This is a genomic window from Mucispirillum schaedleri ASF457, from assembly GCF_000487995.2.
GTDB lineage: Bacteria > Chrysiogenota > Deferribacteres > Deferribacterales > Mucispirillaceae > Mucispirillum > Mucispirillum schaedleri.
Map to the genome: position 1 here is coordinate 1,184,167 of NZ_CP097562.1, position 12,574 is coordinate 1,196,740.

The 12,574-nt window shown below is 34.0% G+C and carries 11 protein-coding genes; all 11 read right to left on the reverse strand.

What is annotated here, in order from left to right; all coding sequences use genetic code 11:
- Positions 1–8 precede the first annotated feature (8 nt).
- The 11 genes from N508_RS05585 to hemG all read right to left on the reverse strand — a co-directional run bounded on the left by N508_RS05585 (position 9) and on the right by hemG (position 12,395).
- Positions 9–467 (reverse strand): DUF3015 family protein, encoded by a 459-nt coding sequence (locus N508_RS05585; protein WP_023275421.1) that lies wholly within the window; start codon positions 465–467, stop codon positions 9–11.
- Positions 468–589: 122 nt separating this feature from the next.
- Positions 590–1,426, reverse strand: coding sequence for an alpha/beta hydrolase (locus tag N508_RS05590; protein WP_023275422.1), 837 nt, complete (start codon positions 1,424–1,426; stop codon positions 590–592).
- A 422-nt stretch (positions 1,427–1,848) separates the two neighbouring features.
- Entirely contained in the window at positions 1,849–3,081 is a 1,233-nt protein-coding gene (locus N508_RS05595) for an acetate kinase (protein ID WP_023275423.1), read from the reverse strand.
- Positions 3,081–4,088: a phosphate acetyltransferase gene (gene pta, locus N508_RS05600; RefSeq protein ID WP_023275424.1), complete on the reverse strand. Its 1,008-nt coding sequence runs from the start codon at positions 4,086–4,088 to the stop codon at positions 3,081–3,083. The genes N508_RS05595 and pta overlap by 1 nt, the downstream gene beginning before the upstream one ends.
- Before the next feature lie 5 nt (positions 4,089–4,093).
- Positions 4,094–4,744: a 3-oxoacid CoA-transferase subunit B gene (locus N508_RS05605; RefSeq protein WP_023275425.1), complete on the reverse strand. Its 651-nt coding sequence runs from the start codon at positions 4,742–4,744 to the stop codon at positions 4,094–4,096.
- A gap of 10 nt (positions 4,745–4,754) precedes the next feature.
- A complete protein-coding gene (locus tag N508_RS05610; RefSeq protein WP_023275426.1) occupies positions 4,755–5,405 on the reverse strand; it encodes a 3-oxoacid CoA-transferase subunit A in 651 nt (216 codons plus the stop codon).
- 15 nt (positions 5,406–5,420) lie between these two features.
- A complete protein-coding gene (locus N508_RS05615) occupies positions 5,421–6,602 on the reverse strand; it encodes an acetyl-CoA C-acetyltransferase (RefSeq protein WP_023275427.1) in 1,182 nt (393 codons plus the stop codon).
- Between the two features lie 23 nt (positions 6,603–6,625).
- Complete coding sequence (locus N508_RS05620) at positions 6,626–7,978, reverse strand: TIGR00366 family protein (protein WP_023275428.1); 1,353 nt, start codon at positions 7,976–7,978, stop codon at positions 6,626–6,628.
- Between the two features lie 147 nt (positions 7,979–8,125).
- Positions 8,126–9,484, reverse strand: a complete 1,359-nt coding sequence (locus tag N508_RS05625) for a sigma-54-dependent transcriptional regulator (protein ID WP_023275429.1) — start codon at positions 9,482–9,484, stop codon at positions 8,126–8,128.
- On the reverse strand, positions 9,485–10,975 hold the full coding sequence (locus tag N508_RS05630; RefSeq protein ID WP_023275430.1) for an ATP-binding protein: 1,491 nt from the start codon (positions 10,973–10,975) through the stop codon (positions 9,485–9,487).
- A 52-nt stretch (positions 10,976–11,027) separates the two neighbouring features.
- Positions 11,028–12,395, reverse strand: a complete 1,368-nt coding sequence (hemG, locus tag N508_RS05635) for a protoporphyrinogen oxidase (RefSeq protein ID WP_023275431.1) — start codon at positions 12,393–12,395, stop codon at positions 11,028–11,030.
- Positions 12,396–12,574 lie beyond the last annotated feature (179 nt).

The following is a 12,574-nucleotide window of genomic DNA, read 5'->3' on the forward strand; positions in this document are numbered from 1 at the left end:
TATGTTAATTAGCTGAGTGCTACAATTTTATTAGCAACTGAATCAGATTGAACATCTGCATTAGGGAAAATATCGCTGAAATTAGCCTGTAATTTGTTTGCGAAAGCATCTATATCTTTAACAGCAAGCATAGTGCCTAAAGAATTAATAGTGTCCCCGTGCCCCATAGCTATATCTTTAGCAAGATTATCCATATTATCAGTAACAAATTCATAGACTTCTGTGCTGACTACTTTATTGATTTTACCTTGACAACCAACTGTTCCAGTAGTCATAGAGAAAGTATTTGATAATGTTGAGTTAGTCCAAGAAGCTGTCATTTGAAGTAACCAGCCACCGTTAGGTTTACCAACAGTTTCAAATAATAATGTTCCGATACCACAACCAGCATTATTTCTAAGTGTACCTGCAAATGCAGCTGGTGCCATTATACATACAATGAGTAATACTAAAAAAACTTTTTTCATGTATACTCCTCCTAAAAAAATTCTTTTTTTACTTTTATCATTGAAAATATCTTTTGTCAACCTATTTATAATACTGTTTTTAAGCATTTTTTACTTAAAAATATTTGCTAAAAACAAGTGGTTTACTTTAAATATAAATCAAGAGCATTTAAAAATTCTTTTCTTATCCGCGGGTTGCTGATAATCTGTGCATGATTAGAAAAATCATCTTTCAGCAGCATTTTTGGCTCTTTTGCTATTTTATATAGTGCCTCTCCATTATTAAACTTCACAAGCTTATCTGCTTTTGAATGTATAATAATAGTATTTTTTATTTTACTGCTCTTTAAATTATCAAGTGAAGAATATTCTTTTGGTATGCTCCATGTGACAGCATACTGCCATATATATGTAAAAAAATTGCTGGCTGCCACTTCTTTTGCAATACTCCGCCATGAAGTAAAGGTGGATTCTAAAACAAGTACTTTAAATTTATCAGCATAAGGGGAATATCTTGCAATATGGGCAGCAACTGCTCCGCCTAAACTCTGACCATAAAGCACCATATTTCTTTTATCTATTTTATCATCTTTAAATACTGCTTCTGTATATTCTAAACCATCCTGCAAAACACCTTTTATATCAGGCTTGCCTTGAGATATACCATACCCCCTGTAATCAAAAGTCAATAAATTATAGCCTTTATCTACAAGCCACATCACAGCCACGCTTTCTGTGCTTATATTATTTGAATTACCATGAAGAAAAAATATTGTGCCTTTAGGATTTTTTACTTTTGTTTTAAAATACCAGCCATGCAGAAGCTTACCGTCGTTAGTGTCTACAAGAATATTTTCAGGATTATTTGCACATGTTTCAGGCATATAAAAAAGCTGCTGTTTAGGAAAGAAAAAATATTTTTCACAGCCTGCAAGTAATAATAAAACTGTAATTAATAATATAGTTTTTATTTTATTCATATTGTTATATATTTTTATTTTACGGAAAATGTCAAGTAATTATTTTACTGTTTTACCACCAATTTTTTTGAGCTGTAATAAAGAGTGATGATTTATAATAAACTTTGTAAGAATACTTATAACTCAATATTCCTATGAAATATATTGTAAACTATTATACCGCCGCACATCTCAAAAATCAAAGTTTTCGTTATTTTATTCCTTATGCTCCAATTCCTTAAACATTCACTGTTTTTAATTTTATTAAATAAGTTATTTCTATTATTTGATAGTTATAAGTATTCTTACAAAAAAATCGGGGCAAACCAGATTATTTTAAAATTTCAGATGAATAGATTATTTGCTTAGCTCAAAATGATGGCACATTTATGTAATATGCAGCATTTCAACCCATATAAAATTATGGGTTGAAATATATATAATTATAAAAATGAATAGGAATAAGATGAGTGGTCTTTATATTTGCCATTTAATACTGCAATTACATCTTCTGTAAGAACAATCTCTTCATCTGTTGGGATAACAAATACTTTTATTTTTGACGAGCTTGCAGATATTTCTGTTTCTACTCCCCGCTTTAAATTTCTATTTTTTTCTTTATCAATCTCAATACCCAGATATTCAAGATTTTCAAGAGTTTTTTCCCTAATTAAAGATGAATTTTCACCTACTCCACCAGTAAATGATAAAGCGTCTACTTTATTTAAAACAGCCATATAAGAGCCTATGTATTTTTTTAATCTGTAACATTCCATATCAACAGCCATCTTACACAGCTTATCTGTTTCCATATTTGCTTCTATATCTCTTCTGTCAGAATATTTGCCTGTTATTCCAAGAAGCCCAGACTTTTTATAAAGAATTTCATCTACTTCTTCAATACATTTTCCAGTCATTTTAGTAATAAAAGCAGGAACTGAGGCATCAATATCGCCACATCGTGTGCCCATAATAAGCCCTTCAAGTGGTGTCATTCCCATAGATGTATCTACTGAAAGCCCGTTTTCCACAGCTGTTATACTTGCACCATTTCCAACATGGAGAATAATCATATTGCACTCACTGGCAGGTTTGTCAAGCATTTTAGCTGTTCTTTTTGATACATACAGATGGCTTGAACCGTGAAATCCGTAACGCCTTACTTTATATTTACTATACCATTCATCGCAAACTGCATATCTATATGCCTTTTCTGGAATGCTTGAATGAAATGCAGTATCAAATACTGCTACATGAGATATATTTGGAAGTATTTTTTGCAATACTCTTATACCTAAAATATTTGCTGGATTATGCAAAGGTGCAAGATGTGAGATTGATTCTATCTGCTGTATGACACTTTCATCTATCAGTGTGCTTTTTTGAAATAAATCTCCACCATGAACAATTCTATGTCCAGCTGCTTCTATTTCATTTATGTCTTTTAGAACAGCGGAATCTTTAAAACACTTTAATATGCTTTCAATGGCTTCTTTATGGTCTGTAATAATTTTATCTTTTACAGTTATTTCTCCGTTATCACTTTTTACACTGATAACAGCACCACTAAGCCCTATTCTGTCTGCTGCAGCTTTTGCAATTATTTTGTTAGATGCTTCATCATATAATTGACATTTGAGAGATGAGCTGCCACAATTTAAAGTTAATATTAACATCATTCCACCTGCACTGCCGTTATAGCCGTTACATTTACTATATCGTAAACTGAACAGCCACGGGATAAATCATTTACAGGACTGTTAAGCCCTTGTATTATGGGACCTATAGCTGTTGCTTCAGCTATTCTTTCTACTAATTTATATCCAATATTTCCTGCATCAAGATTAGGAAATATTAAAACATTCGCTTTGCCTGCAACTTCACTTTCTGGTGCTTTCCGCCTGCCTACTTCATCTACAAGTGCCGCATCAAGCTGCATTTCTCCATCTACTGCTATATCAGGACATCTTTCTTTTAATATTTTAACAGCTTGTGCCACTTTTTCTGTTTCAGCTGTTTTTGCACTGCCTTTTGTGGAAAATGAGAGCATAGCAACTACTGCATCTACTCCCATCATCTTTTTACAGCTTTCAGCGGTGCTTTCTGCAATATCTGCAAGCATAGGTGCATCAGGGTTTGGGTTAACTGCACTATCTGCAAATAAAAGAATGCCGTTTTTTCCAAACTTTTCATTTTTTGTAACTATAATGAAATAAGAAGAAACAGTATTAAGCCCTTTTTTTACACCTATTATCCGCAGTGCCGCACGAAGAACATCGCTTGTAGTGTTTGCTGCTCCTGCCACAAGTCCATCACATATTTTTTGTTTTACAAGCATTGAGCCAAAAAACAAATTATTTTTCATAGATGATGATGCTTCTTCCATAGTAAGCCCTTTTTCCTTGCGGGATTGATAATATATATCTGTCCATTCTTGCAGGTAAGGGGAGTTTAAAGGATTTATAACAGTTAATTTTTCGCTGTCTATATATTCCTTTTTCAGACCATAGTTTAGAAGCTCTTTTTTAATTTCATCTTCACTGCCTAAAACAGTGAGGCGGGCAATGCCCTCCTCACATATTTTTACTGCTGCTTGAATTGTTCTATCATCATAACCTTCTGGCAGAACTATGTGCTTATATCTGTTTTTAGCTTTATTTTTAAATTCCTGCAGTATATCCATAAAAATTAAAGCTCCATTACTTTTAAATCAGGAGATACAGAATATTCTGCCGTAGTAACAGCTTTTATATCTTCCAGCGTAACATTTTCCGCATGCTCAATAAGCGTCATTTTTTTGTTTTCTATTTTAAAAACAGCCATCTCTGTAACTATCATATCAACACATTCAGAAGCTGTCAATGGCAATGTGCATTTAGGAAGTATTTTAGGATTTCCTTTTGCAGTATGTTCCATTGCTAAAATAACTTTTTTGGCACCTACAACTAAATCCATAGCACCACCCATACCCGGAACCATTTTGCCCGGAATATTCCAGTTTGCAAGATTGCCTTCGCTGTCAACCTGTAATGCACCTAACACTGTTGCATCAAGATGACCGCCTCTTACAAGTCCAAATGAAAATGCACTGTCAAAAAACATACCACCCGGAACAATAGAAGCAGGCTGACCACCCGCATTGCTTATGTCTTTATCTGCTTTATCTGGCTCTGGAGTAGGTCCTAACCCTATAAACCCGTTTTCTGAATGAAGAACAACTTTCATATCAGATGGGATATAATTAACTACCATAGTAGGAATGCCTATTCCTAAATTTATAAAATCGCCATCTTTTATTTCTTTTGCTACTCTCTTTGCTATAATTGTTTTTGCGTCCATAATACACTTCCTATGCTTTAACTAAATAATCTACCAATACACAAGGTATTGTTATTATTTCTGGGTCTAAATTGCCACTTTCCATGATTTCTTCTACTTCCACAACTACAACATCAGCAGCAAATGCCATAAGTGCATTGAAATTTTTAGTTGATTTAGCACAGAATATATTTCCGTCTTTATCTGCTTTTGCACCTTTAAGATATGCTATTTCTGCTTTTAAAGGCTTTTCAAGAATATATTTTTTACCGTCTGATTCAATAATCTGTTTGCCTTCTTCAACTACGGTATCTATCCCTGTTGGTGTTAAAATGCCGCCAAGTCCATATCCGCCTGCTCTTACACGCTCTGCCAAAGTGCCTTGCGGCGAAAGCTCCACTTCAAGCTCGCCTGAATTCATTTGGTTTCCTGTTTCTTTATTTGTGCCTATATGGGATGCTATAACTTTTTTAAGCATTTTCTTTGCAACAAGTTTGCCTATACCTGTATCTATAAAAGCAGTATCATTTGCAATAAGAGTTAAATCTTTTATATCTTTTTCTGCAATAACATCCATAATCTTATTAGGACCGCCCACACCAAGAAAACCGCCAGCCATTAAAGTCATACCGCTTTTAAGCATATTTGCAGCTTCTTCTATTGAAATTATTTTATTTTTCATAAAAATACTCCATATTTATTTTACAAGCTCTACTATAAGAGCAACGCCCATGCCACCGCCTACACATAAAGTAGCAAGCCCTTTATCCGTATTTCTTCTTTTCATTTCATAAAGCAGAGTTGTTAATATTCTGGCACCGCTTGCACCAATAGGGTGTCCCAAAGCGATTGCTCCACCATTTACATTTAATATTTCCGCATTAAATCCCAGCTCTTTTCCTACACTTAATGACTGAGCAGCAAAAGCTTCATTTGCTTCTATAAGCCCTATATCTGAAAGTTTCAAGCCACCTTTATCTAATGCTTTTTTAACTGCAGGCACAGGTCCTATACCCATAATAGATGGCTCCACCCCTGCTGTTGCTGAAGAAACATATTTTGCAACAGGTTTCAAACCATATTTTTTAACTGCTTCTTCGCTTGCTAAAACTATTGCAGCAGCTCCGTCATTTATGCCTGATGCATTGCCTGCTGTTACAGTGCCTTCTTTTTTAAATGCTGGTTTCAGTTTTGAAAGCCCTTCAATAGTAGCATCTTTTCTTGGAAACTCATCTTTATCTATTACAACATCGCCTTTTCTCGTTTTAATAGTTACTGGCACTATTTCATCATTAAATCTGCCTTCTTCAATAGCTTTTTGGGCTTTATGCTGGCTTGAAAGAGCAAATTGATTTTGTTCTTCCATAGAAAGACTATATTTTTCAGCTAAATTTTCAGCAGTAATACCCATGTGATAATCATTAAAAGCATCTGTTAAGCCGTCGCTTATCATAGTATCATTTAATGTGCCGTGTCCCATACGGTAGCCACTTCTTGCTTTATCAAGGCTGTAAGGAGCATTAGTCATACTTTCCATACCACCTGCCACAATAATATCACTTTCACCAAGCATTATGCTTTGAGCTGCTAAAATAACAGATTTCAGACCTGAACCGCATAAAATGTTTATAGAATAAGCTGGTGTTTCAACAGGAATACCTGCATTAATAGATGCCTGCCTTGCAGGACCTTGTTTTTCACCTGCCTGTAAAACATTGCCAAATATTACTTCATCTACCTGCTCAGGTTTAATGCCTGCTCTGTTTAATGCTTCTTTTATTGCAATAGAGCCTAATTCATGTGCTCTCAAAGGTGCTAAGCCACCATTAAAATTACCTATTGGAGTGCGGCATGCCGCAACTAAATATACATCTCTCATTTTATCACCTCATAAAATATTTTTTAAGTTAACAAGAAAAAACCACCGCATACAACCAAACCTACAAAGATAAGGGTTATAATACAGTATCCCATAATATCCCTTGCACCTAATCCAGCAATTCCTAATGCAGGCAGTGCCCAAAACGGCTGTATCATATTTGTCCATGCATCACCCCATGCGATAGCCATAGCTGTAACAGAGTAATCTACCCCAAGCTCTTTAGCAGCAGGCATCATGATAGGAGCCTGCACTGCCCACTGTCCACCACCTGATGGAACAAAGACATTTACAATACCTGCGGATAAAAATGTGAGTATAGGGAAAGTATCTGCATTGGCAATGTTTACAAATGCGTTAGAAATTGAGCCTGCCAGAGAAACACCCTCTGGGCTTGTTCCTACCATCATACCCATAATACCTGCATAAAAAGGGAACTGTAATATGATACCAGCAGCACTTTTTGTTGCATGGTTTATTGCACGAACATAATTGATAGGTTTTTTATGTAATATAATACCTGCAAATAAAAATATCATATTGATAATATTTAAACCTAAACCACCGCCTTTATAGAAGTAATAAATAATCCATGTAACTCCTATAAGAGATATAAGGATTGTTACTATAATACTGTTTTCAAGTTTTTCAGATGGAGTATGTTCTGATTTTATAAGCGGTTTATCGTCTTCATCATCTTCTAAAAGAGCAGGGTCTATTTCTATAACTTCATCTTTTGACGGCATCATTTTAGCCATAATTATAGGCAGACATACAAATATAATTGCAAGCATAATAAGGTTGTAAGATGAAAATAAAGTGAGACTTGTAGGAATAGCTTCTGTTATTATTCCACCTGTTGCTTTTGTTACGGCTTCTCCACCGCCTGCAACAGTTAAAGGCACAGAACCGCTTAAACCAGCATGCCATATTACAAAAGTAGAGTATGCAGCAGCTATTAAAAGTGGATAATCAACACCTTTTACTTTTTTTGCCAGCTCTTTTGCAAATATAGCACTTATTACTAATCCAAAACCCCAGTTTACCCAGTTTGCAATCAAACCAACGATTGTAACAAGAATAATTGCCTGCTGAGGACTTTTTGGAACGGAAGCAAGAGTTGAAAGCAGCCTTTTAAAAAGAGGTGCTCCTGCAAGTGCCTGCCCCAAAACCAGCACAAGAGCCATCTGCATTGAAAATCCTAAAAGGTCCCATGCACCTTTACCCCAGTGTGAAACCACTTCTAATGGTCCTTGATTTGTTACAGGCATAGTAATTCCAAACACCACTAATGTAAGTATAACTGCAAACAAAAATGGGTCTGGCAGATACTTATGAACTAAAGTAACACAAGCATGCGTAAATTTTTTAAACATATCAGCCTCTCCTGTTATTAAAATAATATACTTACTAAAAGAGCAAGTGCAATGCCACTTATTTGTTAATATAAATATTTGATAATAAAGATAATTTTATAAAATGAGATAATGGATTGTGCAAATAAATGCACATTTTGATATAATTTATTCTATGTTATATTCTTTTATTTTATAAAGTAGATTTCTTCTTGATATACCTAGATGTTTAGAACATTGGCTTCTATTGCCGCCATATTTTAAAAGTGTATATTCTATAACACTTTTCTCAAAATATTTAATAATTGATGTAAAGTCTTTTTCCTTTAAAAGCTGTTCTATAAGCATATTAAGTGAATAAGCTCCATCAGCCTGTGAACTATTATGCATATTCTGTGCAAAAATATTCTCATAAGTGATACTGTTATCCAGCAGTATCATTCTTTCTATTAAGTTTTTAAGCTCTCTAATATTTCCCGGCCATGAATAATTTTTAAACCACTGTAAAACCTGCTTATCAATAGTATGAAAAGGTTTATTATATTTTTTTGCAAACATAGATATAAAATGATTTATAAGCGGCTCTATATCATCTTTGCGTTCTCTTAAAGGCGGCACATGTATATGTATAACTTTTAAACGGTGATAAAGGTCTAGACGGAATAATCCTTTATTAACCATATCATCAAGGTTTCTATTTGTTGCAGCTATAATTCTCAAATCAAGGGGAATACTGTCAGGGGCTCCTATTGGAGTGATAACTCTTTCTTGAATAGCGTGTAAAAGTTTACTCTGCATACTTTTAGGCAGCTCACCTATTTCATCTAAAAATAAACTTCCTTTGTGAGAAAGCTCAAACCTGCCTTTTTTGGAAGTAACAGCACCAGAAAAAGCACCCTTATTGAAACCAAATAACTCGCTTTCCATTAAATTTTCTGGAATACTGCCACAGTTTATTTGCACAAACCTTCCTTGTCTGCTGCTTAACTTATGTATAGTTTCAGCTATAATCTGTTTGCCATTACCGCTTTCACCAGTTATTAATACTGTTGCATCTGTTTTAGCAATTTTTGCAGCAGTTTTAAAAATATTCTGCATGGAAGCACTTACTCCCACCAGTTTTTTTGTATTTTGTGGAAGAAGGACCTGTTCTCTTATAATTGTAAGATATGATGTAACTTTATCTATTACTTCTCGTATCTCACTTAGTGATGATGGCTTTACTATATACTCAAAAGCACCATTTTGTATGGCTTCTATTGCAATATCAACTGTGCCAAATGCTGTAATCAAAATAATAGGACAGCCTGCATTGATTTGCTTCATAAGCTCCATAGCCTGCATACCACCCATAACAGGCATTGAAATATCCATAAGCACAAAATCAGGCATCTGTTCTTCAAATACATTTAAAGCCTGCCTGCCGTCAAATGCAGTTACTACTTCAAGCCCAAGCTGAATGGCTATCTCCTGCAGCAAATCTACAATATTTTTCTCATCATCTGCTATTAATACTTTATATGACATTTAGTCTTCCTTTATATATGGCATAGTTATTGTAAAACATGTCCATAAATCTTTTAATGAAGATACATGCAGCTGCCAGCCCATAGAATCTATAAAACTTTTTACTATAAAAAGCCCAAGACCTGTGCTGTTTGATTTTGTTGTCCAAAAAGGCTGAAATATATCCTGCATTATATAATCAGGTATTCCGCAGCCGTTATCTTTAATGCTCACAGAAAGCATTCCACTTTCTGCTGTATCTGATAATGTTATTTCTATTTTATTGTTATCTCTGCCATTAAATGCTGATAGTGAATTAAGAAGCATATTCAATATAATCTGCTTAAATCTATTACTGTCGCATATTATATAATAATCTTGACTACTTTTAATCGTGTAACTTACATTATGCCTGCGAAAATTAGGCAGAAGCAATGAAACTGATTCGTTAATTAAATTATTTATACAGTGTTTTTCATTTATTACATCATTTTTCTTGGATACAGAAAGCAGATTTCCTATTAATTTATTAATTCGCTCAGTTTCATCAGAAATGATTTTTGTATATTTTATAATAGAATTGTCGCTGCTGCTTTCTTTTATAAGGTCTGAAAAACCTTTTATAGACATAAGCGGATTTTTTATTTCATGAGCTATGCTTAAAGTAATGAAACTGCCTACAAGCATATTTTCTGCTTTTAACATTCTTGTTTCTATTTCTTTCTGCTCTATAAACTGGTTGGAAAGTAAATTTATTGTATTATTAATTTCGCCATATATTCCCTGCATCTGCGGCAGTCGGATACTGTTATCTGATGATATACATTTAATGTAATCATTTAAGCTTCTTATATACTTTTTATCATTATATTTGAATAGTAATATACTGAAAACTGCAATACCTATACCTATGAGAATAGATACAGCTATGGCAATATTTACATACATTGGGAATAATTCTTTATTTATATTCTCATCAAGTTCCACAGCCCATATATAGCCAATAGATTCATTATTTCTTATAATAGGAAAAAAGACGGCTATTCCATTACCCCATACTAACTCCCCCCCCCTGTATGAAATCCACTGTTTAGTTGCCATAGCTTCCCGCCCATTGTGGTTTTTGCTTATAGGCATACCTATAGTCCAGTTCATTTTTTCAGATGGAGAATATGTTATTATTGCATCAAGTTCCTTACTGTAATAGCCTATGCCTGTATCTTTAAATCCTGATACAACAGTATCAGATACAGGGGATAACTCTTTTGATAATACTTTAATTTTATCTTCTTTAGAAGCATTCTGCATATTATATTTTTCAAGTATTGTATCATAGTCAGAAGTTAATAACTTATCAAGTGTATTAGCTATACCATAAAGCTTATTTGTCTTTTCCTCTACTATCCTGCCTGAAACATATTTGCTTAATACGAAACCAGAAGCAACAGGTGGAATAAAAATAAGCATAAAAAACACAATAATAGCTGCATCTATATTTAATAATTTACTCATGCAAACTGACCGCATTAATTAATATTAAATACATATTGATATATACACAAATTTATAACCGCTCCGCTATTTTCTCAGCTATCAGCTTACTTGTTTTTGTGCAGTCATTTAAGCCTATACCATAAAGCACATTACCGCCAATATAAATATTGCCTAATTTTGAAGTGATTTCTTCTATTTTTGCAACTTTCTCACGATGACCTGTGTGATATTGTGGTATTGCTTTCATTACTTTAAAACACTGCACCATATAAGGCTCTTTTTTTACCCCTAATACTTTTGTTACATCTTCTAAGCATATTTTAAGCAGTTCATCTTCGCTTTTTTGCATAAGCTCATGGTTTGTATCGCCGCCTGCCATAATACGCAGGAACTTTTTACCCTGTGGTGCCTGCACAGGAAACATACTTGATGTAAATAATGCACCTAATATTCGCATATTTTCTTTTTTAGGTATGAGATAACCAAAGCCGTGTATATCATCTTCTATATCTTCACTATTAAAACCTAAACCTGCCACAAACATTGGTGCATAAGGAATACTTAATAAGGTTTCTGCCAAATCACTATCTAACTCTTTTAAAAATCTGCCGCCTGCATAAGCTGGAGCACATACGGCAAGCACATCAAACTCATATTCTTTATTGCTGCTTGTTACAATATATCTGCCATCTTTTTTAATAACTTTTTCAGCAGGGCTTTCTGTATAGATTTTTACACCTTTGCTTTCTGCAGCACGGGCTAAATCTTTTACAGCTTCCCCCATACCGCCTTCATAGCTTGTTAATGCTCCACCGGGACCTGCAGGACCACTTTTTTTCTTAGGTTTTTTAAACATACCTTTTATTAAGCCGCCATAAGTTTTCTCTAAATCATATATTACTGGAAAACATGATTGTAAGCTCATTTTGTCTGGGTCGCCTGCAAATACACCTGATACCATAGGTCCTATTAAATAATCAAGTGCTTCTCTGCCTAGTCTTCTTTCAGCAAAATGTGCCAGAGTTTCATCGCTGTCGTCTTTTTTCTGTGGAACAAAAAACTCTTTTGCTAAACGCATTTTTCCGCCAAAACTTAAAAGTTTTGATGAAAGGAATGCAGAAGCACCCTCAGGCAGTCTTTGCAGAGCGCCATATCTTTGAATATATCTAATCCTTGCATTATCATTGCTTCTTACAAGTTTACTTTTTAAGCCTGCTTCTTCAAATACCTCTAATGTAAAAGGTTTGCTGTCTAAAAATCCATTTGTGCCAGATTCTATAACATAACCTTCTTTATGAACAGAATCTATTGTGCCGCCTAATCTATTTGATGCTTCCAGCAGTGTAATATCTATATCTTTTCCCTGCTCTTTTAATAAACCAAGTTTTAATGCAAGAGATACACCTGAAATACCGCCACCTATTACCCCAACTTTCATAAACTACTCCTGTTTTACATTATTGTTATTATTATTGAATAAACCTTTTTTAAAATTTTGCAAGAAATATTTTATAAAAAAGTGTTTTATTTTATTGCTATACAGATAATTTATTAATAAATAATATAAATTTTAAAAGATTTTTCATCACATTTTCTTCAACAAAGACAAATTTTATC

Excerpts from the sequence above, each read along its gene's own strand:
- N508_RS05605 (WP_023275425.1), bottom strand. The coding sequence starts at position 4,744 with ATGGACGCAAAAACAATTATAGCAAAGAGAGTAGCAAAAGAAATAAAA.
- N508_RS05630 (WP_023275430.1), bottom strand. The coding sequence starts at position 10,975 with ATGAGTAAATTATTAAATATAGATGCAGCTATTATTGTGTTTTTTATG.
- N508_RS05625 (WP_023275429.1), bottom strand. The coding sequence starts at position 9,484 with ATGTCATATAAAGTATTAATAGCAGATGATGAGAAAAATATTGTAGAT.
- N508_RS05620 (WP_023275428.1), bottom strand. The coding sequence starts at position 7,978 with ATGTTTAAAAAATTTACGCATGCTTGTGTTACTTTAGTTCATAAGTAT.
- N508_RS05595 (WP_023275423.1), bottom strand. The coding sequence starts at position 3,081 with ATGTTAATATTAACTTTAAATTGTGGCAGCTCATCTCTCAAATGTCAA.
- hemG (WP_023275431.1), bottom strand. The coding sequence starts at position 12,395 with ATGAAAGTTGGGGTAATAGGTGGCGGTATTTCAGGTGTATCTCTTGCA.
- N508_RS05610 (WP_023275426.1), bottom strand. The coding sequence starts at position 5,405 with ATGAAAAATAAAATAATTTCAATAGAAGAAGCTGCAAATATGCTTAAA.
- pta (WP_023275424.1), bottom strand. The coding sequence starts at position 4,088 with ATGGATATACTGCAGGAATTTAAAAATAAAGCTAAAAACAGATATAAG.
- N508_RS05590 (WP_023275422.1), bottom strand. The coding sequence starts at position 1,426 with ATGAATAAAATAAAAACTATATTATTAATTACAGTTTTATTATTACTT.
- N508_RS05615 (WP_023275427.1), bottom strand. The coding sequence starts at position 6,602 with ATGAGAGATGTATATTTAGTTGCGGCATGCCGCACTCCAATAGGTAAT.
- N508_RS05585 (WP_023275421.1), bottom strand. The coding sequence starts at position 467 with ATGAAAAAAGTTTTTTTAGTATTACTCATTGTATGTATAATGGCACCA.